The sequence below is a fragment of the Fictibacillus marinisediminis genome (assembly GCF_023149135.1).
Lineage (GTDB): Bacteria > Bacillota > Bacilli > Bacillales > Fictibacillaceae > Fictibacillus_C > Fictibacillus_C marinisediminis.
Window position 1 is genome coordinate 3,842,393 of sequence record NZ_JAIWJX010000002.1, and the last position, 23,795, is coordinate 3,866,187.

A 23,795-nucleotide genomic window follows, 5' to 3' on the forward strand; every position below is an offset into this window, starting at 1 on the left:
ATGGCATATTCAATTCAAGGACTCGTCCCTGCTGACTTCACATAATATCCCTTATCATTCTTCTTCACATAAAAAATGGTTGGGGTCATTCCGGTCTCGCTGTTGAAATCGTTCCAGGCAACCTCATATCTTTCCCTGTATTTTTTATCCTGTCCATTGCTTGTAATACGGGCGAGGAAGCTTTGATAGGGATGGCCCTCATTGACCAAGTATTCTCGTATCGCCGATTTTTGAGAAGAACCATCATGGATGGAAGGAGCCAGAATCGGTGGAAGAACAAATAAAAGAACGGCAATCATCAATCCCCATAAGTAATGCTTTCTTTTCATGGGATAACCCCCTTACCCTCCTCATTATAAACAAATATTGGAAAAATATCGTGATAAATAAATCTCTTCGTATCTCCATTCGCTGACAATCCGCTGCTGCAAAGATATAACGGAAGGAAAAGCCCCTTCTGTTATTGAATGTATGAAAGAGTATTTCTGGTGGTGGTGAGTTTTTCATGGGATTCGCATTATTTGCGATCGTTTTAGGAGCGGGCATCTTATTTTCCGATGCCGGCGGCGACATTAAAACATTGGCGATTATTGTTCTTTTCACAGGGATTGTTTTACTTTTTGAGCCAAAAAGAAGCAGCATAAACGAAAAAGCAGCTAGCAAAAAGGCCAGCTGCTTCTTTTTTTAATTCTTTTCTACATGCTCTTAACGTTTGTGGAAATGTTTCTGTTTCGAGCCTTCATCAAGTTGATTGGAGTGCAAGGTGCGAGACTCCTGCGGGACATGCGGGGCAGGTGAGATCCGCAGGCGCTTGCGCCGAGGAAGCTCAGCGCACGCCCCGCGGAAAGCGAGCACCTGAAACGGAAATCAACCACTTCAAAAGCTTACTAAAACGCTATTCCATCGAATCTCTTTTGGGAACTTTACTCAAGAAAGCCAGCAAAGTGATCACGGCCACGATCACGAGACAGACCGTTGTGCCGATAATGTTATCTTTATTGAAGATGAAGAAAATAAAAATGATGGATAATAGCACCGCACCGAGAATCGTCGTAAAAGGAAAACCCCTCATTTGGAAAAATGGCTTTTCCTCATAATGGCGGCGCAGCTTTAACTGGGCGAGACAAATGGCGATCCAGATGAGAAGGATCGTGAATCCAGGAATCGACATCATATACCCAATAATCTTTTCCGGTGTCCTATATGCAAGATATACACCGAATAAAATACAGATGGACGTAATGATGATACCGTTAATCGGAATACCGTTTTTGGACACTTTAAGAAATTTTTTAGGCGCTTCTCCGCTTTGTGCCATTGAGAACAGGGTCCTTGACGTCGCATAGATCCCTGAGTTTGCCGCTGACAGCACAGCTGTTAAAAGAACAAAGTTCATGATGTGCCCGGCTCCAGGGATTCCCGTAATATCGAAAACCTGTACGAAAGGACTTTCAACCAGAGATACTTTATTCCAAGGCATCAGACCACAGATGATCAAAATCGGAAGAATATAAAAAATAACAACTCTCCCTACCGTCCCTTTGATCACTTTCGGCAGTACCTTTTGTGCATCCTTCGTTTCGGTTACCGCAACTCCGATCAGCTCGGCTCCGCCATAGGAGAACATAACAATTAAGAACGCGCTGAGCATACCGCCGATCCCGTTAGGAAAGAAACCGCCATGAGCAGTGTAATTATTTAATGGCTGATCAATCGAGCTCGGAATCACACCGAACAAAATACAGGCTCCTAAAATGATAAAGGCCGTCAGCGCAACGATTTTAATTCCCGCAAACCAAAACTCGATCTCACCATAGTACTTTACTTGAAACAGATTGATTCCAATAATGAAGATGGCACAGAAAAGAGCTAGCAGCCATAACGGCGTGGAGGAAAACCAGTATTTCAAAAAGCTTCCCGCAGCCAATATTTCAACAATCGTGACGATCCCCCACTGCACCCAATAAAGCCAGCCAACGATAAATGAAATCCGATGGCCAAATGCTTTGTGAACGAGATTCTGAACATTTAAATTTGGATAGACAATGGCCATCTCCGCCAATGCCGTCATAACAATGAATAATAATGCCCCGCCTAATAAATAAGCCAATGCGACACTTGGCCCTGCTAAACTGAGCGTGTCTGAGCTTCCTTTAAAAATCCCTGTTCCAATCATCCCTGCCAAGGCGATGAATTGAACATGACGAGGCAATAACCCCTTTTTTAAATTCTGATGATCTTTTTCCATGCTGCCCCTGCCTTCCATCTAGCATTGTTTACCATGAAACGCTTTAAACGTTTAAAGTGCCATTATACATATTTTCAGAGAAATACACCATTTGTATTTATAACCAGCCGCGATCAGAGCCTGCTAGTTAACGAGCCGTCCCTTATCCTTCCAGTAATCTTTCCTCAAATGCACCTTTTGTATCTTTCCGGAGCCGGTTTTAGGCAATTCTTCCACGAAAACGATAATGGTCGGCGCCTTAAAGTGTGCAAGCCGGCTGCGGGCAAACGTGATCAGCTCGTCCTCACTAGCCTCGTGCCCTTCCCGGAGCACGACGATGGCTTGCGGTGTTTCTCCCCATTTATCATGAGGGACTGCGATAACAGCTGCTTCCAGAACAGCGGGGTGATCATACAGCACACCCTCGACTTCGATGGAGGAGATGTTTTCACCGCCTGAAATGATGATGTCTTTTTTCCGGTCGGCAATCTCAATATTACCTTGCTCGTCTACAACCGCCATATCGCCTGTATGGTACCAGCCGTTTCGGATGATATGGTTCGTTTCCTCCGGGTTGTTCCAGTACCCTTCCATAACAGTGTTGCTGCGCACAACAATCTCGCCGATCTCATGGCTGTCATGGGCTACTTCGTCTCCGTCCTCATTGACGACCTTCACTTCACTACCAATAAATTCGTATCCCGCTTTCGATTTCAAACGGTATTTCTCATCATTCGTCAAATGATCCTGTGTGTCCCGGATGATGGACGTCGTAATGAGCGGCGAGGCTTCCGTCATGCCATACACCTGGATAAACTCCCAATGCAGCTTTTCCTCCACCCGCTTCACGAAGGCTGGCGGCGGTGCCGAACCGGCAATGACAATACGGAGGTTGCTAGCCGCTTTAACGGTCTCTTGCTTGTCCGCATACTGCAGAAGTCCGTTCAGGACGGTCGGAGCCATATGCATGACCGAAACTCCATACTCGTTCACTTTTCTAAAAATCTCTTCAGGCACTACCTTTTTGAGGAAGACCTGTGCCGCTCCGTTTGCCGTATAGTAAAAAGGCGATCCCCAGCCGTTCACATGGAACATCGGAAGGACATGAAGCAGGACATCACGATCGGAAACCCGCAGATGATGCATGGATGTAAGCGCATGCAAAAAATTGCTCCGATGTGAGAGCATAACCCCTTTCGGCTTGCCGGTCGTCCCGCTCGTATACAAAAGGGTCGCCAAGTCATTCTCATCCATCTCCGGACGGTCAACAGGTGCAGTGTTGAACTGCTCCAGCCAGTTTTCATAGGGAATTAAACCGTCCCCTGCCTGTTCAAGATCATGCACTATAATGGCTTCAACCATCGTTAACTGTTCTCGAATTGGCTCGATTTGGTTCATCAGTTCATGGTCAACAAAGAGAACTTTTGATCCGCTGTGATTCAGTATGTATACATAATCTTCCGGTTTTAGCCTTGTGTTGAGTGGTACCATAACAGCCCCGAGCTGCAGCACGCCGTAAAATCCTTCATACATCTCGGACGTGTTGGGAGCTAGATAAGCGACACGATCTCCTTTTCCAACTCCAGTTTCAATTAGCCCACGTGAAAGCTGGTTGACCCGGTTATTCACTTCACTGTATGTATAGGTTTGCTTTTCACCGATTATCGCAGCTTTCTTTCCATACAACTTTACCGCACGATCAAGAAATTGAGGCAGCAGCATTGGTACATTCAACGAGTGATCCCTCCTCAACTTAAATAATTAGAAATTTTAGTCTATTATATCATAGTCTGTTATATAACAAGAAGGGTTAAGATATCTCTTAGAATACGATATTCCTTTTTCTTTTCATAAAATATTAAGTAATACTAGGTATTGCTTAATAGAACTCAGCTCTCCCCTGCAAGCGGTACTTATGGGATTTGACTCCGTAACCAGCGATAAAAAATGAATTTGACATATTAATTTGCCTGCCGAAGCGTTGTAAAAGAGCTTAACTTGTCAAAACCTTCATCAATAACCCTCTTCTGTGATATGGAAGCTCTCCAGGCAGACCGTTACTTGCGATTCGACACGCTTTACTTGCGGTAACGGGGCTGTTACTTGCGATTCGACAGAGTTTACTTGCGAAAATGCTCCTGTTACTTGTGGTTCGTCAAGGTTTACTTGCAAAACACATTCCGAAAGGTCCAGGTCGCCTAGCTTCGGACTCAGATACTACTCGTTGCTTTTAACGCGATCGGTGACGATCACCCGGACCTCCACATGTCCATACGGAGAGGTGAGGCCAACGAGCGCACCATCCTCAAGCTCCCGTTCACGGGCAAACTCAGGCGAGACTTCCACCCAAGGATGAGGAACTTTGTGTTTCAGCCCCTCTGATCGATACGTCATGTTTCCTTCATGGAAGTGCTCAAGCAAACGGCCGTTATTTAAATGTAGGTCGAATTCTTCACCCGGCTTAAACGGCTCGGTCCATTCAGCAGCCGGGAAGGAGAACAGGTCTATCCTTGTAAGTAATTGGTCTTTGTAAGAAATATTGTAAAGCATACTTCATCCTATGTTTGGAACAATACCATTGTATTTAGGATAAAAAGGAGGGGAATCAAAATGGATCAACAGAAATTATTAGCTGCCCACGAGTCTATGGACTTACATGAGGCCATTAACTTTAAAACGCTTTGTATCGCCAAGTCTAAATTAATGCAAGGATTGGTTTTTGATGATGATCTTAGGAATTTAATGAAAAAAGATGTTGAACAATCGATACAAGATCTGACTGAATTGCAGTCCCTCTATGAACGAGCACCTTTTCAAGCTCCTGTTCCTCAAAATCGCCCAACCCCCATCATTAATGGAAAGGAAGGAACCATTCATTGAATAATGATTATTTGGATCCGATTAACTCGCTGCATATGCCTGAACTCGCAGATACCACCTTTGCCATGGACTTTCTTCTTCGTGCCAAAGAAGGTGTTCGCAACGTAGCTGTGGCGTTAACCGAAACTGCATCACCTGATGTCCGTGCCATATTAAGAAAACAATTGATGCAGGGCATTGCGATGCATCAGGAAATATCTGAGTTGATGATCAAGAAAAAATGGTTCCATCCTTACGAACTAACTGAACAGTATCAATTGGATCAGCTTTCGGCCAACAATACGATTAAGATTGGCAAAATGAACCTGTTTCCCATTGAGACCAATCGAAAGGGCATGTTCGATCGGACACCTGATGAACATTAACACTGGAGGTTATATAGCATGAAGGCGGTAACGTATCAAGGGATAAAAAATGTTGTTGTGAAAGAAGTGCCAGACCCTAAGATTGAAAAACCAGATGACATGATTATCAAAGTGACCAGTACAGCGATATGTGGTTCTGATTTGCATTTAATTCATGGCATGATCCCTAACCTGCAAGAGAACTTTGTCATTGGACATGAACCGATGGGAATCGTTGAAGAGGTTGGTCCGGAAGTGACAAAACTGAAAAAGGGAGACCGCGTAATCATTCCATTTAACATCGCATGCGGCGAATGCCGTTACTGTAAAGACCATTTGGAAAGTCAATGCGACAATTCAAATGATAATGGAGATATGGGAGCCTATTTCGGATATTCCGGAACAACTGGCGGTTATCCAGGCGGGCAAGCGGAATATTTGAGAGTCCCTTTTGCCAACTTTACTCATTTTAAAATCCCGGAGACCTGCGAGGAACCTGATGAAAAGTTAACGGTTATTGGGGATGCGATGACCACTGGTTTTTGGAGTGTTGATAATGCGGGCGTAAAGGACGGGGACACCGTTATCGTTTTGGGATGTGGTCCCGTGGGACTTTTTGCACAAAAGTTTTGCTGGCTAAAAGGGGCGAAGCGGGTGATTGCAGTCGATTATGTGAATTATCGCTTGCAGCATGCGAAACGGACAAACAAAGTTGAAATTGTGAACTTTGAGGATCATAAAAATTGTGGAGAATACCTGAAGGAAATCACCAAGGGCGGTGCCGATGTAGTCATTGATGCTGTTGGTATGGACGGAAAAATGACCGATATGGAGTTTCTTGCCAGCGGATTAAAACTTCAGAGTGGTGCATTTGGTGCATTTATCATGGCGACCCAGGCCGTCCGAAAAGGCGGCAATATCCAGGTGACCGGCGTTTATGCAGGAAAATATAACGGTTTTCCATTTGGAGATATTATGAACCGCAATGTCAATATCCGCTCCGGACAAGCACCTGTTATTCACTATATGCCTTATATGTTTGAACTGGTTTCTACCGGGAAGATTGATCCGGGAGATGTGGTCAGCCATGTGCTTCCGCTCAGTGAAGCGAAGCGTGGCTATGAGATTTTTGACACCAAAACGGATGATTGTATAAAAGTCGTATTGAAGCCTTGAGGAAGGAGGATTGAAAAATGAACTATGCCCTACACGAAGTTCTTGAGGTTCAAGAAATGGCCGCTTTTAAAACAAATTGTTTAACCAAGTCTAAAACAATGAGAGCCCTGGTTAGTGACCCAAGGCTAAAAGAAATCATGCAGCAAGACATTGATCTTTCCACCAGACAGTTAAACGAATATACCTCTGTTTTATCTAATGCAAAGCAATCGTTAGGAGCTGAGTAAAATTGAATTCAATCATTGAAAACGTAACAGGAATGGATGCCCTTTCCGACCAGATTGTTGCGATGGATTTATTGATTGCGGCAAAAAGTGGAATTAGAAATTACGCCATGGCTGTTACGGAAGCCGGAACACCTGAAATCAAAGAAATGTTAACTCGGCATTTGGAGGAAGCCATAGAGATGCATGAACAAGTTTCCGGTTATATCGTGGAAAAAGGATGGTATCACGCTTGGGATACGAACGAGCAAATCCTTTTGAACTTGACAAATATGAAGACCGCTTTGGATTTGCCAACACTATAGATCTTCAAAGGGGCTGTCCAAGAAGTCTGGAAGCCGTTGATTTCCGTTTCAGGCCGCTCGCTTTCCGCGGAGCGTGCGGTGAGCCTCTTGGCGCAAGCGCCTGCGGGAGTCTCACCTGTCACGCTAGTCCCGCAGGACAAGGAACGCTGCGGCAGCGGTGCATCGCACGAAGAAAATGTGATTTTCATTTTCGAGGATCTCGCACCTTCCACTATAATCAACTTTTCATTGAAGATTTTTTGCGCGAAAAAGGAGCTGCCTGAAGGTCAATTTTTGACTTTCAGGACAGCCCCTATTTATTGTCAGAATGCAGGTGCAGGCAATTCATCTATGTTCATGCGAAGCAAACTATACGGCTTTTCTCGCAGGTCCTTTCCATAATGAAACCTGGCCTGCCGGTGTAATTGGTTCACAATGATATATAAGTATTGATCCGGGCCAATTGACAACGTATCCGGCCATAAAAGCCTCGGGTCATGTGCAATGGTTTCCATGTTTCCGTTCGGCATGATCTTTCGTATGCTGTTGTTTTCATAATCCCCTGCATAGACGTTTCCTTTTGCCCCGGTAATCATTCCGTCAGATGCCCCTTTTTCTCCCCAATACTCCACTCGGGAAAGTAAGTCCTTCTCCGGTATCGTTCTGTCTCTCAGGGCTTCTGTTGAAATGGAGAACAGATGCCGGCTGGTTAATGGACAAAAAAATAAGGTCTTTCCATCCACAGAAATCGCGATACCATCAGACGCCAGTCGAAAGGGAGAAATGGAGCCGTCTTTATTGCGGTTCATCAGTATTTTACCTTCTACTTTTGGCAAGAAATAGGGATCGGGTGATGTAGGTGGGGTGCCACTTAACCGTCTGAATGCGTTTCCTGTTTCTAAATCCACAACAATGATCGCTCCTGGACCTTTGGAGGATGAATCTGTGATATAGGCATAACCGGCTTTTCCTACGCGAAAATCAAAGCGGACATCATTCAAATATGTGGTTGGCAGGATTACTTCTTCTGTAAAGGTATATACATTTCTGATTGTATTTGTTTTTAAATCAACAGCGACCAGTTTTGCTCCCCCTTTAATCGGTTCAGAAAAATTGGGTGCTGCTGTATCCAATACCCAAAGTGTTCCCCTTCCATCAGCCACTACACTTTGGACACTGATAAATGACATCGCAACGTTTGCCGGGTTGGCCAAATTTGTTTCTAAATTTGGATAGGGCTGCAATTGGTCCCCCACAATTTCCGCCACCGTAAATATTACGTCATCTCCCCATTTCGGAAAGCAAACGAAAATACGCCCGGTTTCTGACACTGTAACGCCTGTAGGCATAGCCCCATAAAATGAATGAACGAGTTCAAACTTACCGAAATATTTTTCCATAGGCAGCATAAATTTCATCATCTCCCTCATCCGATTTGAACCGATATTACCTATATATGGCCAGCAATTTTTCTTGTGCATGACAAAGAACATGGGCGGATCGCTTGCTTTTTTCTTTGGTTAAAATCTATTCACATGAACATAATAAATGCAGAAACTATCAAGGTATTCGGTCTCAATTAATAATATAAGGAGAAAGAGGATGACACCATGAAAGGGATATTCTTCACGTGCTGTTTTTCTTGGGATGAGATTTCCTATATAATAGCTGTATAATTGGAAAAAAAAGGGGGGACCGGTATGGGGGATCACTCACTTCGGATCATTGAACAGGAAATTGCTTTGCTCGTGCGGCTGACAACCGCTCATCATTTTCATAAATACGCCCACCTGATCCAACCCACCACAAAAAAAAAACCACCCAGCACCGCTGAATGGCCCCTGCTAATCTATTACTCTTTCGCTTTTCCGCCAACTGCCCAGTGCTTCCCTTCAACCTCAGTAACAAGCACTCTGACCTGCTCTTGCTTCACGTCTAACGTGCTGGCTGCCGCTTCGGTCACACTCGCAATCATGTTCTGAATCTGCTCGTCGGACCGGCCTTTAATGATTTGCACCTGAATGATCGGCATCTCTATTTACAGGAGAACGATACGCTGCCGAGCTCGTCGAACGTGGCAATGATGGTATCACCCGGCTCAAAGGCAATGGCTTCTGATAGAGCGCCGCTCAGGACGATGTCACCTTTTTTAAGGCCTTCGTTTCTCTCTCCCATCTTATTCACGCACCAGGCAACCGCTGCCGCCGGATGCCGGAGCACGGCAGCCCCAGCTCCTGTTGTGGCCACTTCGCCGTTTTTGGACATGACCATGCCGATATGGGCAAGATCCAACTTGTCTGGCGAGATCCACTTGCTTCCGGCTATGAACTTCGCAGATGAGCAGTTATCCGCTACCACATCAACGAGCGTGAATTTAAAGTCCTTGTATCGGCTGTCGATGATCTCGATAGCAGGTGCTATGTACTTGGTCGCCTTCAGTACATCCTCAGCCGTAACGTTCGTTCCCTGCAGATCCTCACCCATTAAAAAGGCAATTTCAGGTTCGGCCTTTGGATGAATAAGCTGGTTGAACCGAACAGGCTCCCATTCGTACGCGAGCATATCCGTGAGCAGATAACCATAGATTGCCTCGTGAACACCCATCATCTCATGCTTCGCTTTGCTCGTTAAGCCAAGCTTGATCCCTGCTCTTCGTGCTCCCTGTTCCATCCTTTTTTCAATCAAACGCTGCTGGATATCATATGCTTCATCTATGGCAAGGTCCGGATTCTGGTCCGTCAGCTTGATGACTTCACGGATATCGCGTTCTGCGCCCAAAAGATAGTCTACCATTTCATCCTGTCCTCTTTTTGTTACCGTCACGAATCACACCTCCTGTTTGGTCTTGGCCAGCTCGGCCGCTACATCTAGTATCATATCTTCCTGTCCCCCGACTGCCTTTCGCTTGCCAATCTCTACTAAAATATTCCGTGAATCCAGTCCGAAACGAGCAGCTGCCCGTTCGGCGTGCAGAAGGAAGCTCGAGTAGACACCGGCATGCCCCATCACAAGACTGCCTTTACTGATCTCCTGCGGACGCGGCAGCATCGGTGCTACGATCTCCTCCGCGAGGTCCTGCATTTTATAGAGATCGATCCCCACATCAAGTCCAAGGCGGTCAAGTACAGCCAGCAATACCTCTGTCTGCGTATTCCCCGCTCCTGCCCCCAGACAGCGGACACTGCCATCAATCCGGGTCGCTCCTTCTTCAATAGCCACCAGCGTATTGGCCACGGCAACCGAGAGATTGTTATGGGCATGAAACCCGATCTCGATATCCAAAGACTGGCGAAGCGCGCTGATTCGTTCACGCACTTCGTGAGGCAGCAGGGCACCCGCGGAATCCGTCACATACACGGCCTGCGCGCCATAGCTTTCCATCAGCCTGGCCTGTTCGACAAGCTTGTCGACGGGAGCAGAGTGAGCCATCATCAAAAATCCGAAGGCTTCCATCCCAAGCTCTCGTGCCAGGTGAATATGCTGAGCAGAAATATCCGCTTCTGTCACATGAGTCGCCACACGAACGAGGCCTGCCCCTAGGTCACGAGCTTTTTTCAATTCATGAACTGTACCGATTCCAGGAATTAAGAGAACCGCAACTGTTGACAACTTACACGCCTCGACCGCTGTTTCGATCAGTTTCATTTCATCCACTAGAGAACGCCCGTATTGAAGGGTCGAACCGCCGAGTCCATCCCCATGGCTTACCTCAATGTAATGCATGCCGGCCTCATCCAGCGCTTTTGCCACCTTCCACACCTGTTCTGCCGTGAACTGATGCTTCATGACATGGCTGCCGTCACGAAGGCAAACTTCGGTCAATTTAATGGGCTTATCGCTATTTCGTTTCATAAGAACCCATCCTTTCCGGCGCCTTCCTTAGATCCAACCGGTGTTTGGCATATTGCTCCGCCACCCGAACAGCAGCGGCCGTCATGATATCAAGATTGCCGGCATACGGTGGAAAGTAATCTCCCGCCCCTTCCACCTCAAGAAAAACGGTGACCCGGTTATCTTCAAACAACGGCTCCTGTTTTAGAAGATAGCCGGGAACATAGGATTGAACTTCCGTTACCATCTCATCAATGGACTGGCGAATCGCTTCTTCGTCCATATTTTTAACTTCACAATACACCGTGTCTCTCATCAGAATCGGGGGATCGGCTGGGTTCATGATAATCAAAGCTTTTCCACGGTCCGCCCCGCCTGCCTCTTCAATCCCTCTGCGGGTCGTGATCGTAAATTCATCAATGTTGGCCCGAGTTCCAGGTCCGGCGCTCTTGCTGGCGATCGTCGCTACAATTTCCCCGTACTCCACATCTGCCACCCGGTTGATCGCGTGAATGATAGGAATCGTCGCCTGTCCCCCGCACGTGATCATATTTACATTTGATTCATCAAGATAACTGCCAAGGTGGTTTACCGCAGGGCATACGAACGGTCCACGTGCTGCCGGAGTGAGATCGACTGCAAACTTTCCCAGAGCCTTCAGCACTTTTGCATGGCGCACATGAGCCTTGGCGGATGTGGCATCAAACACGATGTCCGCAAGCTCAGGGTTTTCCAACAACCCCTGAATTCCGTTATCAAACGTGGTGTACCCCGCATCTTTAGCCCGCTTCAACCCATCTGATTCTGCATCAATGCCAATGACAGCCGTCAGTTCAAGCCATTCACTTCGTGCAAGCTTGTACATGAGGTCCGTTCCGATGTTCCCCGAACCGATGATTGCTGCTTTTACCTTCTCCATAGCCTTTCTCCTTTCTTATGCAAAATGGACGGATACCCAGCCGAGCGCACCAAATTCTGCCGTCACCGTATCTCCTGGCAAAACATCAATGGCTGCCGACAGAGCACCTGGCAGAATGAGCTCGTTTGCTTTTAGCGGAATGCCGAACTCGTAAAGCTTGTTGGCCAGCCAGGCGACCGCGTGAGCCGGGTGCCCAAGCGCTGCCGCTCCTGCTCCGGTTGCAATCAGCTCTTCATTTTTGAATAAAACCATGCTGGCGCTTCTAAAATCAACCTCATCAATGGTTTTCTTCTTGTCACTGAGGACGACCTTTGCCGATGATCCGTTATCCGCTACCGTATCCACGAGCTTGATCTTCCAGTCGGCGATGCGGCTGTCGATGATCTCAAGTGCTGGAACCACATAATCGGTTGCCATGAGTACATCCAGGAATGTCACGTTCGGCTGAAACAGCTCATCTCGCAGCACAAAGCCGATTTCCGCCTCCACTCTCGGCTTGATCATTGAATCAATGCGTACCGTCTCACCATTTTTCACCGTCATATCATCAAAGAGATGGCCGTAATCCGGCTCATCCACCCCAAGCATGTTCTGCATCGCTTTGCTCGTCAGACCAACCTTCTTGCCAATCACGTTCCGCCCTTCGTCTGTCTTGCTCTTCGCAATGGCGAGCTGAATCTGATAAGCATCCTCCACCGTCAGATTCTCAAAACGCTCGGTCAGCGGGGCAACCGGTACGTTGGTACGCTCCGCCTCGAGCAGTTCCCCTGCAAGCCGATCAATGACCTTTTGCATGTATGTTTCATCCCTTCTCTTTAAAATAAGGAACGAAAGGCATTTAGCACCTTTCGTCTCTTAGCTTTTTTCTAAAAAATTATGAAGGCTTTTGTTTAATTAGCTTCATTGCCAAGTTGATTGGAGTGGAAGGTGCGAGATCCTCGAAAATGAACATCACATTTTCTTCGTGCGATGTATCGCTGCCGTAGCCTTCCTTGTCCTGCGGGAGTAGCGTGACAGGTGAGACTACAGGCTCACCGCACGCCCCGCGGAAAGCGAGCATCCTGGAACGGAGATCAACCACTTCCAAGAGCAACAGAAGCTGCTGAAACAGCCTTATAATTTCATCGTGATCGTTTTTGCCTCGGTATAAAATTCGAAGCTGTGCCGGCCGCCTTCACGGCCGATCCCGCTTGCTTTCGAGCCGCCAAAAGGCGTTCTTAGGTCACGAATATACCAGCAATTGATCCAGAGCAATCCTGAATCCACGCCTGCCGTCACCCGCTGTGCCCGGCGTATATCGTTCGTCCAGACGACTCCTGCAAGGCCATACATCGAATCATTGGCGATCCGAATGGCATCTTCTTCGGATTTAAAAGGAATGACGACCAGGACCGGACCGAAAATCTCCTCTTGTGCTACGCGCATGCTGTTGTCCACATCATAAAGGACGGTCGGCTCGTAAAAGTTACCATGCTCCATCCCTTTCACCCGCTTGCCGCCGCATGCCAGCTTCGCCCCCTCGGTTAGCCCGATCTCCACGTAGTTATGCACCGTCTCGAGATGGCTCTTAGAGACAACTGCCCCCATATCTGTCGTTTCATCGGTCGGATCACCGACTTTAATTTTCTGAACAGCCGACGTAAACTTCTCCAAAAACTGATCATATATGCTTTCCTGCAATAACAGGCGCGAACCCGCTAAACAGATCTCACCCTGGTTTCGGTAGATCGCATCAAGTGATCCTTGTACTGCTTCATCCAGGTCGGCATCTTCAAACACGATATTCGCTGATTTTCCGCCAAGCTCCAATGAAACAGGGATCAGGTTTTCTGCGGCATTGCGCATGATCGTTTTGCCTGTATTCGATTCACCGACAAATGAAATCCTGCGGACAGACGGATTGGTCGTCATCGCTGTGCCCATCGTGCTGCCCGGACCGGTAATAATGTTCAATACTCCTGGCGGCAATCCGGCTTCGTTCGCAATCTCACCAAGCATGACTGCACTCAGCGGTGTATAGGAGGCCGGCTTTACAACGACCGTATTGCCTGCGGCAAGAGCAGCCGACGCTTTCCACGTCATCTGCATGAACGGAAGGTTCCACGGGATGATGAGGCTCGTAACCCCGGCTGGTGCATATTTAGCGTAGGACATGATGTTGTGTTTATCGTAATGTTCATGAACCATGTATTTAGACATCTCGGCAAAAAAGCGGAAGTTGGAAGCAGCCCGTGGAATATCAAATCCACGGCTTTCTTTGATCGGCTTACCGACATCTAAAGTTTCGACCATCGCCAACTCGTCCACGTTCTCCATGATCAGGCCGGACATCCGGCAGAGAATATCAGAGCGTTCCTCTACCGGCATCTTGCTCCAAATGCCGCTGTCAAAAGCTTTCTTGGCCGATTCGATCGCACGCTCCGCATCTTCCGGACTTCCGTTCGCAACAGCTGCGAGCTTTTCATTGCTCGCCGGATTGATGGAGTCGAACGTGCTGCCGGAACGGGCCTCCACGTACTCGCCGTCAATAAAAAGAAGCGCATCTTTCAGTGTTTTTTTATCAGCCGTCATTTCTTTCGTCATGTGTGAACCTCCTTACTCTTCGATCTCCAGAATCATCTCGATCTCAATCGCCGTATTGTTCGGAAGCTGTGCCATCCCGACGGCTGAACGCGCGTGTTTTCCTTTTTCGCCGAACACTTGAACGAGCAGATCCGACGCCCCGTTCATCACTTGGGGAGTCGCGGTAAAATCCTCTGTACAGTTCACCATGCCAAGTATCTTCACGACACGCTTCACCCTGCTCAACTCACCAAGCTCCTGCTTCACGACACTGAGAAGATTCAGCATCGACTGCTGGGCGGCCAAATATCCTTCTTCAACCGTTAGTTCCCGGCCCAGTTTGCCATGATACTGATCAACACCCTGACCGGATGTAAAAAGAAGGCTTCCGGTTCTTACACAGCTCACATAGTTTCCGACTGCCGGCCGGACAGGAGCGAGGATCAGCCCGAGCCCTTCCAGCTTACTCTCCGGATGTTGCACTGTTTGCAAGGACTGCACCCCGTTTCCCGAGTTCCAAATTTAAAAACCGTGCTGCATTCTCACCAAGCATGCCGCGTTTCTGCTCAGCTGTTAACTCGAGCGTTTCATCGATTACCTTGCCAGGATTGATTTCACGCAGCAAAAACGGATAATCAGAACCCATGAAGATTTTCTCGTATCCAAACCGCTCCATCATATATTTGATGTTCAGCGGATCGTAGTTTAACGAATCAAAATAAAACTGTTTGGCATAATGGCTCGGCGGATGAGTCGTCAGCCGGAGATGCGGCCAGACGTTCCAGCCTTGATCCAGTCTTGGGATGAGGTAAGGAAACGAACCGCCTCCATGCGCAAAACAGATCTTCAGACGCGGATACTTCTCCATGATGCCGCTCCAGATGAGCGAGGCCGCTGCAAGCGCCGTCTCACTCGGCATCCCTACCGTATACATGAAGTTATGGTTCGGCATCCGATCCCGCCCGAGCGTCTCCCACGGGTGGATGAAGATTGGCACTTCCCATTTTTCCGCCATCTCAAAAAATAGCAGAAATGACGGATCATCCAAGTTTTTGCCGTTGACGTTCGTACCGATCTCGATGCCATGCAGCCCAAGTTCATTGATGCAGCGTTCCATCTCCCGGACGGCGGTTACGCTGTCCTGCATTGGAACCGTCCCTAAGCCGACAAAACGGTCAGGGTGCTTTGCGACCGTTTCTGCAATAAAGTCGTTCTGAATCTTTGCCATCTCGGTTGCGGCTTCCGGATTCGCCCAGTACGAGAACGTGACCGGAATCGGGGACAGCACCTGGATATCCACGCCTTCCCGGTCCATGTCCTGAATTCGTTTTTCCGGCGACCATACCTGGTCCGTCACATCCCGGAAGTTCTTGCCTCCTACCAAAATGGATGCACCGCAGGCACACGTCCGGTTCAGCACCGGCCAGCGCTCTCCGCCGTATTTTTCCGTAAAATCCGGAAAGCTCTCCGGAATGATATGGGTGTGAAAATCTATTCGCACTTCCATTCCTCCACGTTTTCCGGCATGTGGTGGCCGCAATTCTTGCACAAGCGTACTTCCGCGTCAGAGTTAAAGCTGTGGATTGCTTCTTTTACTTGTTTTTCAATGTCGTTCAGCTGTACGGTCACCCGGTGCATCTCATGGTTGCACTCATCACAGAACCAGACGAAATCCTCTAGTTCTCCTTCCGCACGCTTGCGCTCGATGACAAGTCCGTACGTATCTGCCACACGGTGAGGAGAATGTGGAACCATCGCAGGCAGCATGAACACTTCACCTTCTTTTACTGTAACGACCTTTCTTGCCCCATCTTCCGTAATGCACTCGACATAACAGTCGCCTTTGATCTGGTAAAAGAACTCGTCTGAAGGGTCGACGTGAAAATCGCGCCGGCGGTTCGGCCCGCCGATGATCATGCAGATGAACTCTGAATCCTGCCAGAGCACTTTGTTGTTCACAGGCGGTTTTAACGCATCCTTATTTTCCTCGATCCATTTCAGCAGATTAAAAGAAAACAGTCGTTCAGCCGTCTTTGTCATTTGGTATTCCTCCCGAATTTTTTATAGAAATACTAGACGTCGATATATCCAAGCTCTTTTGATAGAGTATTAGCCGTGAGCAGGAGATGCTCCAGAATTCCTTTGCTGTCGCGGCCCTGCATATAAAACGGCTCACCGACAATGTTCAGCGACGCAATGGTATGGCCGGAGTAGGAGCGGATGGGGGCAGCCACGCCGTACAAACCAAGTTCATTTTCGTTATCGCTCACGGAATAGCCGCGCTTTTTCACTTCCTGAAGCTCGGTTTGCAGCTGAGCCGCACATGTGATGGTGTTCGGAGCCCGCTGCACAAGCCCCTTCTCCACGGTGACCTTCACCATGGGAGGGTTTGAGGATAATAGAATCTTTCCTGAGCTCGTGCAGTAGGCAGGCTTTCTTGAACCGACATACGTCGGAATTTCCTGGCTTTCTTTAGGGCTGGCTTTCAGGACGAACACGACCTCGCCTTGATCAAACATGCCGATATGAACCGCCCCTTTAAAACGGCGGATGAGCCCTTCCACAATTGGGAAAGCTCCGCTCAGCATTTCCTTCTGATACATGACCCGGTTGCCCCATTCGAGCAGCTTCCATCCTAGCCTGTATTTTTTCTGGCTGTCTTTGATGAGCATACCTTCCTGGCACAGGGTATGCAGCAGATGGTGGACAGAACTCGGGTTTAAATCAAGCTTTGTAGCAATGTCGAGGTTCCCCAGCACCGGTTCTTCATCCGTAAAACAGTTCAAGATTCTAGCAATCTTCTGAACAGATCCAATCACATCTCTTCCCCCTTCGCTTCTTTAAAACGGTAAGCTCTGGGCTGCCGGCCATTACTTATTGCATCACGGTATCAGCGTCAGCGATCCCCTCCTCTTTTTCGGAATGGATAGCCTTTGCCGCTTCCCTGGCCCGGTCTGCCTCATGTAAAGCCTGGTCCACCAATGGGAATGCGTTCTTGCGTTTATGGTTGTTGTAAAAGATGGCCCGCTTTCGGATCGGGTCTCCCGTGTAATAACGTTCATACTGCAGTGCACGCTGTCCAAACGCTTCTCCTGACAGATCCCATGCGAGTTTAAAGATGCGCACACGGTCAATGGACGAAACGCCTTCACGTCCAACATAGTAACGATCCATATCCTCTCTTAACTCCGGATTTTCAAAATCATAGCCTGACGGTGACATGAGCAGTCCCCCGGCACCAATGATCTGGATGACTTCGATGGCACGCGGATAAAAGGTTGGCAGCAAGCCGCGAATGGTCTCCAGCGGAGCGGCCGCCGGCATATACTCGCCAGAAGGCGTAACCTCACATTCATATTCGGAAACACGCAGCAAGGCACGAATTGTTTCCACACTTTGAATGAGTTCCCCAAGATCGTTCTGTACGTTCAAATACACATCAACCCCGATGGAATCCGCTAAACGGCAGGCGACATCCACAGCGAACGACAGCTTGGAGAGCCCGCGCACGCCTGACTGATGCGCCGGCTGCTGGGCGATCCCTGTTTTCGGATAAAGCAAGTTCGCCGCTTCCACGTTATTGTGGATAAACACACGGTCCCAAGGAACAAGCACATCATTGAACACAAGGAGTGCATCCATTTCCTCAAAACGGGAGGCCAGCGGATGGTCGAACAGTGAACGTTTGCCGTCCTGCATCGGCTCACGGCAGATGATGCGGAGTCCCGGTGTATCAATCGGAAGCGCAAATGCCAGTGCATACCGCTCATCTCCCGGTTTGAAGCCTGGGAACGAATACACGATGACTTCATCTGTAATCGGTGCAAGTGTCGCAAGCATTTTCGCTCCGCGAACAAGCAGGCCGTCCGGCGTCTCCTCCACTGCTCCAAGGTGAGTGAATGTATCTTTTTGTTCATGCGATGTTTTGCTTCGGTCATTTTGCGGGTTGATGATCGCATGCGTCAGGAACAAGTCGTTATCCCGGATGTATCGGTAGTAATTTTGAATGTTAACGGACCATTCCGGATTGTACTTATCGAGGAACCAGGAGTTGCTCGCCATCCCGGTGACCACGACGTTCAGGAAGTCCGGAGTTCTTCCCATCAGACCGTACGTTGCGTTAGCGTATGCTTCAAACAAGCTGCGCCTTGCCATAACGTCCTCAAGCTTGCGCGGCACGAGAAACGCGTTGGATACACGCTCGCCCGTCTCTTCACAAACATGCGTGATCTTTTCCTGATGATCAGGATCATGCTGCATATCATACAGCTTCGCGATCTCCAGAATTGGCTGGCGCAAAACAGGCTCGTTGACAATATCCGTCACTTTCCTGCCCTCCAGCCAAATTTCAGGCTGACGGGACTTTAACCCGTCCATATACTGAGCTCCCGTTCGGATTCCCATAGCACTTCCTCCTTCATTTTCTATAGCCTGTCCACACTATAGATGAAAGCGCTTTCTAAACTCAATGAGGTAATTTCATATTATGAAAGTCTAAGATATTTTTCGCTAAATTTGAATCGTAGGATGGGTGGAATTGAAGTTTTTAATGTAGAAAATAGAGGTGTTGGGTAAATTTTAGCACAGGACGTTGGCGGTTTTGGGCGGAATCGTTCGACAACTTTTGGTCATAAACCAATATTGTAAATACTCCCCCTCCACTTAGAACTAAATGCGTCGAATCCTGTCGCATATCGTCGCGTATAAACGTTTTGAACATAAATGAGGGGATTTTGAACGTAAAATCAATTTTTTGAACATAAATCGGCATTTTTGAACAATTAACCTCAAAAAAGCCATAACACAGCCCCCAAACAACCTTTCTTTTCATAAGAAGGGTTTAACTATAGTATAATTTAGTAATAAGGAGGTTACGTGATGAGGAGTTCTAATCCTAGTTTAAAAGAATCAACGTTTTCCAAGCTAAAAGGCCAAGGAATCGAGCATCCGATGACACTTCAGGGGACGGTTAATAAAACGTTCATCCTGCTCGTCTTATTATGTGCAACTGCCTTTTACACGTGGAATCAATATTTTGATGGAAAGCAGGTGGCTCCGCTTCTGCTCGCAGGAGTCATCGGAGCTTTCATTGTTTCGCTGATCACCATTTTTGTTCCAAAGGCATCACCCTTTTTAGCACCTCTGTATGCGATGCTGGAAGGTCTGGCTCTTGGCGGCATAAGTGCCATGTATGAGGCAAAGTTTTCAGGCATTACCACGCAAGCAGTTTTACTCACATTCAGCGTGCTCTTTGCGCTTTTGATCGTATACAAATTGGGCTTGATCAAAGTCACGAAAAATTTCAGGCTTGGCGTCATGTCAGCCACTCTGGGGATTGCCATCGTTTACCTGATTGATTTTGTTCTTCGCTTTTTCGGGCTTCATGTTCCTTTTATTCATGAAACTGGTGTAGTCGGCATTATCATCAGTCTGGTTATTGTCGGAGTAGCTGCTCTCAATCTTGTGCTTGATTTTGATTTTATTGAAAGAGGCGTTGAACAAAGAGCGCCAAAATATATGGAATGGTATGCGGGATTTGGGTTAATGCTTACACTCGTCTGGCTTTATCTTGAAATGCTCCGCCTGCTGTCCAAAATTAAGAACTAAAAAAACCTGCTGCGGCAGGTTTCTTTGTGTCATTAGCTAAGACATTTAGTGGTAGTGTATGCTTATAGGACAACCCCTGCAGAAAAGAGGCGATATTCTTGGTATCTTCCTTTGATTCCTTTGACCGGTACGTGCTGCCTCATTTCCCCATTCTCATTCTAGGGGTATCACTCGTCTTGCTTTATGCCGGTTTTCTATATTACAGAGCCAAGGCTGCCGGGATGGCTTTTGTTTTTCTCATTCTTGCTGTGCTTGGTGTGGTCATCGCGAATATTTACAAGTAAGCAAAAAGCCAGCGCCGCATTCGGCACTGGCTTTTTCACATCATTACATACTCTCTCTCAACGGCAAGGTATCTTGTGATGCTTGAACCCGCTGGCGTTTTGATTTTTTAAAATGAAGAAGCTCGTAGAAGACCGGGACGATGACAAGCGTTAAAATGGTTGCGCCAGTCAGTCCTCCGATAACAACGACAGCAAGTGATTTTGAAACAAGGCTGCCGTCTTCTGATTGAGAGAACAATAGCGGGAGCATCGCAAAAATGGTAGCGACCGCTGTCATGATGACCGGACGAAGGCGTGTACCGCACGCTTCGATAATTGCATCGCGAATGATCATGGTTTCTTCGTTCTGCTTCACGCGGTCGATAAGTACGATCGCGTTCGTGATGACGATACCGATCAGCATGAGTCCGCCGATTAATGCAGTCGGATCGGCTGGCACGCCTGAAATCAGGAGGCCGAGAACCGCTCCGATGGAAGCTAACGGAAGCGTCATTAAAATCGCGAGCGGCGCACGGAACGTTTTAAACGTAATGACCATAATGAGGTACACGATTAAAATGGAAGCGAGCATCGTCAGACCAAGATCAGCAAAATCGCTGGACTGCTGCTGTGCCGCTCCGCCCTGCTCCAGGCTGACGCCTTTTGGCAGGTCGACTTTTTTCACTTTCTTATCAATGGCTGCTGATACAACTGACAGCTTTTCAGGTTTCACTTCCGCAGAAATGCGGATGAACGGTTTGCCGTCTTTATGAAGCTCGGTGCTTGGTTTATCTTCCTCTGTAATCTGAGCAACGTTGGAAAGAGGCAGAATACCCTGGGCTGTCTGGATGGAAAGGTCCTTCAGGCCAGATGCCTTTGAAGGGTTGATTCCTGCGTTCAGCAGCACCGGTGTTGATTTCCCATCCAGCGTAATGGATCCGATCGGCATTGGCTGAATAAGGGAAGCCACCTGTTGTGCAGCCTGCTGGGTGTTCATTTTTTCAGTATCTACTTTGACGGTATAGACAGGAGCAGTCTTTTCCTGGTTGCTTGAGACCTTCTTCACTCCGTCTACGTCTTTTATCACACTCATTAGTTCTTTAGAGGAACTCATGATTTCATCCGGGTCATTCCCGCTGATATCATACGTAATCTCGGAGCCTCCGGAACCGCTGCCGAACATTGATCCGGCAGAAGCGGTAATGGTTACTCCGTTTTCGTCTTTCTTCAGTTCTTTTACCTTTTTGATGTAATCATCGGCGCCTCCCTTTTCTTTCATGATGACGGTAAATTTGACCGTATCCGGGGTGCTGACCTGTCCGTATTTCGCTTCGTCCTCACTGGCACCGTACTGTGTAATCAAATAATCATAGCCTTTAATATCAGCCAGCTTCTCTTCAAAGGCAACCATGCGATCTTTAATGTCGTCCGCCGGCGTGTTGCTCGGGAACTCCATATTGACGGCAACCATGCTGGCATCCTCTGCACTGACAGCGCCCTTCGGCAAGGAAACATACAATCCAAGCGAGCCGACAAGTACAACAACTGCGACAATGATCGGAACATATTTATGGTTAAGCGACCATTTTAATACATTTAAATAACGCTTTGGCTCGGAGTGGGCAGGAAGCTTCATCTTCTTCAGCATGCCCTGGCTCAATAACGGTACGACGGCCAATGCTACTAAAAGTGAAGCAAGCAGGGAATACGTCACCGTAAGGCCGAACGGCAATAAAAATTCTTTTAAGGAGCCGTTGACGAGGCCCATTGGCAGGAATACGGCGACTGTAATCAAGGTTGATGAAGTAATGGCCCGTGATACTTCAGCCGTTGCTGCCATGACATTTTCTTTCGTAAATGCTTTGCTTTGGCTTCGTCTGAAAATATTTTCAACGACCACAATGCTGTCATCAACAAGCCGTCCCACAGCCACCGCCACTCCTCCGAGAGTCAGGATGTTCAGTGTAACCCCTGACAGCCAGAGCAGAAGAAGTGTGATCCCCAGCGAAAGCGGGATGGATACGATCGTCACGAGGGTCGGCTTCACTCTTCTCAAGAAAACAAGAATGACTAGAGTGGCAAACAATGCTCCGAGCAGTACTTCCTTCATCATACTGTTTACGGAGTTTTCCACCATGTCTCCAGTCGTAAATACCGTACTGGCTTTTACACCCGGAAAGTCTTTATTGATTTTTTTCACGGTTGCCTTCACATCTTTACTGGCTGTCACAGCACTTGCACTGTTGTCTTTGAAAACAGTGATGGCCAGGCTTTCTTTTCCGTTAATGCGCATCACCGTGTTCTCGGTTTTTTTCAGATTAATAGATGCGATATCTTTTAAATGGATGACTGGTGCTTTTGGATTCATCACTTGAACCGGAACAACCAGTTTTTCCAACGCACTGACAGATGTTAGATTGTCCGTCACATTGATCGTACTTTTCTTGCCGTCAATCGTTGCACCGCCTGCAGTTACCGAGGCGTTTTGTCCTTGAAGCACACTCATCACGCTATTGACGGGTATGTTTTTCTCTTTCATTTTTTTCGTATCCAGCTTCACTTCTACACGGGAATTGTTTTCCCCGAAAATACTGGCTTGGGAAATGCTTTTCTTATTTTCAAAAAGAGGAAGCAGCGTCTTTTTTGCCTTTTCCATATTTGCCTTGGTCAGTCCATCAGCAAACGTAAAGGAGATCTGCCCGACCGGTATCATGGAAGTGTTGAGCTGTGATACTAGTGGTTTGCCTACGGTTTCAGGAAACTGCAGTCCGCTGACCGCCTCCTGAACCTCTCTTTTTGCGTCTTTCATATTTGTTTTCGAATCAAAGTTAATCGTAATCTGGGAATAGCCGTCTCCTGTCGTCGAAAGAACTGACGACTTTCCTTTTACCCCTGAAACGGCCTGTTCCACTGGCTCGGTTACTTTATCTGTCATGGATCCTGCATCATATCCCTGCCCGAGCGTCACAACGCTCACCTGCGGATTATCCGCTTCCGGCAGAAATTCCATCGGCAGACGGAAATAGCTCACCGTCCCGATAATGAGCGCAATAATGACAAGCAGTGTCACTGGCGCTTTATTCCGAAAAGCCCATTTTGTTATAAACTGCATACGTTTCCCACCATTCCCCATTTAATTTGTTATAGAGCTGTTAGAACAAACTACCCCTTTGTTTGTTCATCCTCCCCTATGTATGACGGACTGTCTGCCTCATTTGTTCACACTCTTCAAGCAGACTAAAATGCCCATATACAGTATACTTACATTTTAAGGATATATAAACCAAAAAAAGTAAATATATCTTTAAGATTTCATACCATTAGTTTACTTGCTGGCCGATTTTTCCATAATGTCCTCCGGCTGTATTTCCACATACGACTTGAGGCGTATTTTACCTTTCTTATGTAAAAGGCTGTTTTCGTAATCTTTGCTGCTCTTGGGAGTGGTTGATTTCCGTTTCAGGCTGCTCGCTTTCCG

The 23,795-nt window shown here is 47.5% G+C and carries 25 protein-coding genes and 1 pseudogene; 8 read left to right on the top strand and 18 right to left on the bottom strand.

The window, feature by feature from the left end; all coding sequences use genetic code 11:
• Positions 1-14 precede the first annotated feature (14 nt).
• A complete protein-coding gene (locus tag LCY76_RS20165) occupies positions 15-329 on the bottom strand; it encodes a hypothetical protein (RefSeq protein WP_248254130.1) in 315 nt (104 codons plus the stop codon).
• 176 nt (positions 330-505) lie between these two features.
• Here LCY76_RS20165 and LCY76_RS20170 point away from each other — a divergent pair, with 176 nt between their 5' ends.
• A complete protein-coding gene (locus tag LCY76_RS20170; RefSeq protein ID WP_248254131.1) occupies positions 506-688 on the top strand; it encodes a hypothetical protein in 183 nt (60 codons plus the stop codon).
• A gap of 207 nt (positions 689-895) precedes the next feature.
• Here LCY76_RS20170 and LCY76_RS20175 read toward each other — a convergent pair whose 3' ends face one another.
• From LCY76_RS20175 to LCY76_RS20185, 3 genes and pseudogenes are all read right to left on the bottom strand, one after another.
• Positions 896-2,248, bottom strand: coding sequence for an amino acid permease (locus LCY76_RS20175; protein WP_248254132.1), 1,353 nt, complete (start codon positions 2,246-2,248; stop codon positions 896-898).
• A 123-nt stretch (positions 2,249-2,371) separates the two neighbouring features.
• Positions 2,372-3,961, bottom strand: a complete 1,590-nt coding sequence (locus LCY76_RS20180) for a long-chain-fatty-acid--CoA ligase (protein WP_248254133.1) — start codon at positions 3,959-3,961, stop codon at positions 2,372-2,374.
• A gap of 486 nt (positions 3,962-4,447) precedes the next feature.
• Positions 4,448-4,720, bottom strand: a pseudogene (locus LCY76_RS20185) (molybdopterin dinucleotide binding domain-containing protein); the annotation flags it as partial.
• Positions 4,721-4,837: 117 nt separating this feature from the next.
• Here LCY76_RS20185 and LCY76_RS20190 point away from each other — a divergent pair.
• The 5 genes from LCY76_RS20190 to LCY76_RS20210 are packed head-to-tail and all read left to right on the top strand — an operon-like array spanning position 4,838 to position 7,156.
• Positions 4,838-5,107 (top strand): spore gernimation protein GerQ, encoded by a 270-nt coding sequence (locus LCY76_RS20190; protein ID WP_248254135.1) that lies wholly within the window; start codon positions 4,838-4,840, stop codon positions 5,105-5,107.
• Positions 5,104-5,472, top strand: coding sequence for a spore coat protein (locus LCY76_RS20195; RefSeq protein WP_248254136.1), 369 nt, complete (start codon positions 5,104-5,106; stop codon positions 5,470-5,472). Before LCY76_RS20190 ends, LCY76_RS20195 begins: the two co-directional genes overlap by 4 nt.
• A gap of 18 nt (positions 5,473-5,490) precedes the next feature.
• The gene (locus LCY76_RS20200; protein ID WP_248254137.1) at positions 5,491-6,627 is read left to right on the top strand and encodes a zinc-dependent alcohol dehydrogenase; all 1,137 of its coding nucleotides are present in this window, start codon (positions 5,491-5,493) and stop codon (positions 6,625-6,627) included.
• Positions 6,628-6,644: 17 nt separating this feature from the next.
• Entirely contained in the window at positions 6,645-6,854 is a 210-nt protein-coding gene (locus LCY76_RS20205) for a hypothetical protein (protein ID WP_248254138.1), read from the top strand.
• Positions 6,855-6,856: 2 nt separating this feature from the next.
• Positions 6,857-7,156, top strand: a complete 300-nt coding sequence (locus tag LCY76_RS20210) for a spore coat protein (protein ID WP_248254139.1) — start codon at positions 6,857-6,859, stop codon at positions 7,154-7,156.
• Between the two features lie 302 nt (positions 7,157-7,458).
• Here LCY76_RS20210 and LCY76_RS20215 read toward each other — a convergent pair whose 3' ends face one another.
• The 13 genes from LCY76_RS20215 to LCY76_RS20275 form a co-directional block, all read right to left on the bottom strand.
• Positions 7,459-8,553, bottom strand: a complete 1,095-nt coding sequence (locus LCY76_RS20215; protein WP_248254140.1) for a major royal jelly family protein — start codon at positions 8,551-8,553, stop codon at positions 7,459-7,461.
• A 434-nt stretch (positions 8,554-8,987) separates the two neighbouring features.
• Positions 8,988-9,167 carry a 4-oxalocrotonate tautomerase gene (locus tag LCY76_RS20220; RefSeq protein ID WP_248254141.1) on the bottom strand — a complete coding sequence of 60 codons (180 nt, stop codon included), beginning with the start codon at positions 9,165-9,167 and terminating at the stop codon, positions 8,988-8,990.
• 2 nt (positions 9,168-9,169) lie between these two features.
• Complete coding sequence (locus LCY76_RS20225) at positions 9,170-9,928, bottom strand: 2-keto-4-pentenoate hydratase (protein ID WP_248254733.1); 759 nt, start codon at positions 9,926-9,928, stop codon at positions 9,170-9,172.
• 33 nt (positions 9,929-9,961) lie between these two features.
• Positions 9,962-10,987 carry a 4-hydroxy-2-oxovalerate aldolase gene (gene dmpG, locus LCY76_RS20230; protein ID WP_248254142.1) on the bottom strand — a complete coding sequence of 342 codons (1,026 nt, stop codon included), beginning with the start codon at positions 10,985-10,987 and terminating at the stop codon, positions 9,962-9,964.
• Positions 10,974-11,885 carry an acetaldehyde dehydrogenase (acetylating) gene (locus tag LCY76_RS20235; RefSeq protein WP_248254143.1) on the bottom strand — a complete coding sequence of 304 codons (912 nt, stop codon included), beginning with the start codon at positions 11,883-11,885 and terminating at the stop codon, positions 10,974-10,976. Before LCY76_RS20235 ends, dmpG begins: the two co-directional genes overlap by 14 nt.
• 15 nt (positions 11,886-11,900) lie before the next feature.
• The gene (locus LCY76_RS20240; RefSeq protein ID WP_248254144.1) at positions 11,901-12,680 is read right to left on the bottom strand and encodes a 2-keto-4-pentenoate hydratase; all 780 of its coding nucleotides are present in this window, start codon (positions 12,678-12,680) and stop codon (positions 11,901-11,903) included.
• Between the two features lie 79 nt (positions 12,681-12,759).
• Positions 12,760-12,978, bottom strand: a complete 219-nt coding sequence (locus LCY76_RS20245; RefSeq protein ID WP_248254145.1) for a hypothetical protein — start codon at positions 12,976-12,978, stop codon at positions 12,760-12,762.
• Positions 12,979-12,998: 20 nt separating this feature from the next.
• Complete coding sequence (locus tag LCY76_RS20250) at positions 12,999-14,468, bottom strand: aldehyde dehydrogenase (RefSeq protein WP_248254146.1); 1,470 nt, start codon at positions 14,466-14,468, stop codon at positions 12,999-13,001.
• A 12-nt stretch (positions 14,469-14,480) separates the two neighbouring features.
• The gene (locus LCY76_RS20255; protein WP_248254147.1) at positions 14,481-14,939 is read right to left on the bottom strand and encodes a RidA family protein; all 459 of its coding nucleotides are present in this window, start codon (positions 14,937-14,939) and stop codon (positions 14,481-14,483) included.
• Entirely contained in the window at positions 14,911-15,954 is a 1,044-nt protein-coding gene (locus tag LCY76_RS20260; protein ID WP_248254148.1) for an amidohydrolase family protein, read from the bottom strand. Before LCY76_RS20260 ends, LCY76_RS20255 begins: the two co-directional genes overlap by 29 nt.
• Complete coding sequence (gene nbaC / locus LCY76_RS20265; RefSeq protein ID WP_053356784.1) at positions 15,939-16,487, bottom strand: 3-hydroxyanthranilate 3,4-dioxygenase; 549 nt, start codon at positions 16,485-16,487, stop codon at positions 15,939-15,941. The genes LCY76_RS20260 and nbaC overlap by 16 nt, the downstream gene beginning before the upstream one ends.
• A 32-nt stretch (positions 16,488-16,519) precedes the next feature.
• A complete protein-coding gene (locus LCY76_RS20270; RefSeq protein WP_248254149.1) occupies positions 16,520-17,266 on the bottom strand; it encodes an IclR family transcriptional regulator in 747 nt (248 codons plus the stop codon).
• Positions 17,267-17,321: 55 nt separating this feature from the next.
• Positions 17,322-18,851, bottom strand: a complete 1,530-nt coding sequence (locus LCY76_RS20275; RefSeq protein ID WP_248254150.1) for a 4-hydroxyphenylacetate 3-hydroxylase family protein — start codon at positions 18,849-18,851, stop codon at positions 17,322-17,324.
• Between the two features lie 474 nt (positions 18,852-19,325).
• On the opposite strand from LCY76_RS20275, the gene LCY76_RS20280 reads away from it, so the two are divergent.
• Entirely contained in the window at positions 19,326-20,054 is a 729-nt protein-coding gene (locus LCY76_RS20280; protein WP_248254151.1) for a Bax inhibitor-1/YccA family protein, read from the top strand.
• Positions 20,055-20,152: 98 nt separating this feature from the next.
• On the top strand, positions 20,153-20,338 hold the full coding sequence (locus LCY76_RS20285; protein WP_248254152.1) for a hypothetical protein: 186 nt from the start codon (positions 20,153-20,155) through the stop codon (positions 20,336-20,338).
• A gap of 43 nt (positions 20,339-20,381) precedes the next feature.
• Here LCY76_RS20285 and LCY76_RS20290 read toward each other — a convergent pair whose 3' ends face one another.
• Positions 20,382-23,429, bottom strand: coding sequence for an efflux RND transporter permease subunit (locus tag LCY76_RS20290; protein WP_248254153.1), 3,048 nt, complete (start codon positions 23,427-23,429; stop codon positions 20,382-20,384).
• Positions 23,430-23,795 lie beyond the last annotated feature (366 nt).

Bases quoted from the DNA above. Each gene is read 5' to 3' on its own strand.
- LCY76_RS20165 (WP_248254130.1), bottom strand. From the start codon at position 329: ATGAAAAGAAAGCATTACTTATGGGGATTGATGATTGCCGTTCTTTTA.
- LCY76_RS20170 (WP_248254131.1), top strand. From the start codon at position 506: ATGGGATTCGCATTATTTGCGATCGTTTTAGGAGCGGGCATCTTATTT.
- LCY76_RS20175 (WP_248254132.1), bottom strand. From the start codon at position 2,248: ATGGAAAAAGATCATCAGAATTTAAAAAAGGGGTTATTGCCTCGTCAT.
- LCY76_RS20190 (WP_248254135.1), top strand. From the start codon at position 4,838: ATGGATCAACAGAAATTATTAGCTGCCCACGAGTCTATGGACTTACAT.
- LCY76_RS20200 (WP_248254137.1), top strand. From the start codon at position 5,491: ATGAAGGCGGTAACGTATCAAGGGATAAAAAATGTTGTTGTGAAAGAA.
- LCY76_RS20205 (WP_248254138.1), top strand. From the start codon at position 6,645: ATGAACTATGCCCTACACGAAGTTCTTGAGGTTCAAGAAATGGCCGCT.
- LCY76_RS20215 (WP_248254140.1), bottom strand. From the start codon at position 8,553: ATGAAATTTATGCTGCCTATGGAAAAATATTTCGGTAAGTTTGAACTC.
- LCY76_RS20220 (WP_248254141.1), bottom strand. From the start codon at position 9,167: ATGCCGATCATTCAGGTGCAAATCATTAAAGGCCGGTCCGACGAGCAG.
- LCY76_RS20225 (WP_248254733.1), bottom strand. From the start codon at position 9,928: ATGGTAGACTATCTTTTGGGCGCAGAACGCGATATCCGTGAAGTCATC.
- dmpG (WP_248254142.1), bottom strand. From the start codon at position 10,987: ATGAAACGAAATAGCGATAAGCCCATTAAATTGACCGAAGTTTGCCTT.
- LCY76_RS20235 (WP_248254143.1), bottom strand. From the start codon at position 11,885: ATGGAGAAGGTAAAAGCAGCAATCATCGGTTCGGGGAACATCGGAACG.
- LCY76_RS20240 (WP_248254144.1), bottom strand. From the start codon at position 12,680: ATGCAAAAGGTCATTGATCGGCTTGCAGGGGAACTGCTCGAGGCGGAG.
- LCY76_RS20250 (WP_248254146.1), bottom strand. From the start codon at position 14,468: ATGACGAAAGAAATGACGGCTGATAAAAAAACACTGAAAGATGCGCTT.
- LCY76_RS20260 (WP_248254148.1), bottom strand. From the start codon at position 15,954: ATGGAAGTGCGAATAGATTTTCACACCCATATCATTCCGGAGAGCTTT.
- nbaC (WP_053356784.1), bottom strand. From the start codon at position 16,487: ATGACAAAGACGGCTGAACGACTGTTTTCTTTTAATCTGCTGAAATGG.
- LCY76_RS20275 (WP_248254150.1), bottom strand. From the start codon at position 18,851: ATGGGAATCCGAACGGGAGCTCAGTATATGGACGGGTTAAAGTCCCGT.
- LCY76_RS20280 (WP_248254151.1), top strand. From the start codon at position 19,326: ATGAGGAGTTCTAATCCTAGTTTAAAAGAATCAACGTTTTCCAAGCTA.
- LCY76_RS20290 (WP_248254153.1), bottom strand. From the start codon at position 23,429: ATGCAGTTTATAACAAAATGGGCTTTTCGGAATAAAGCGCCAGTGACA.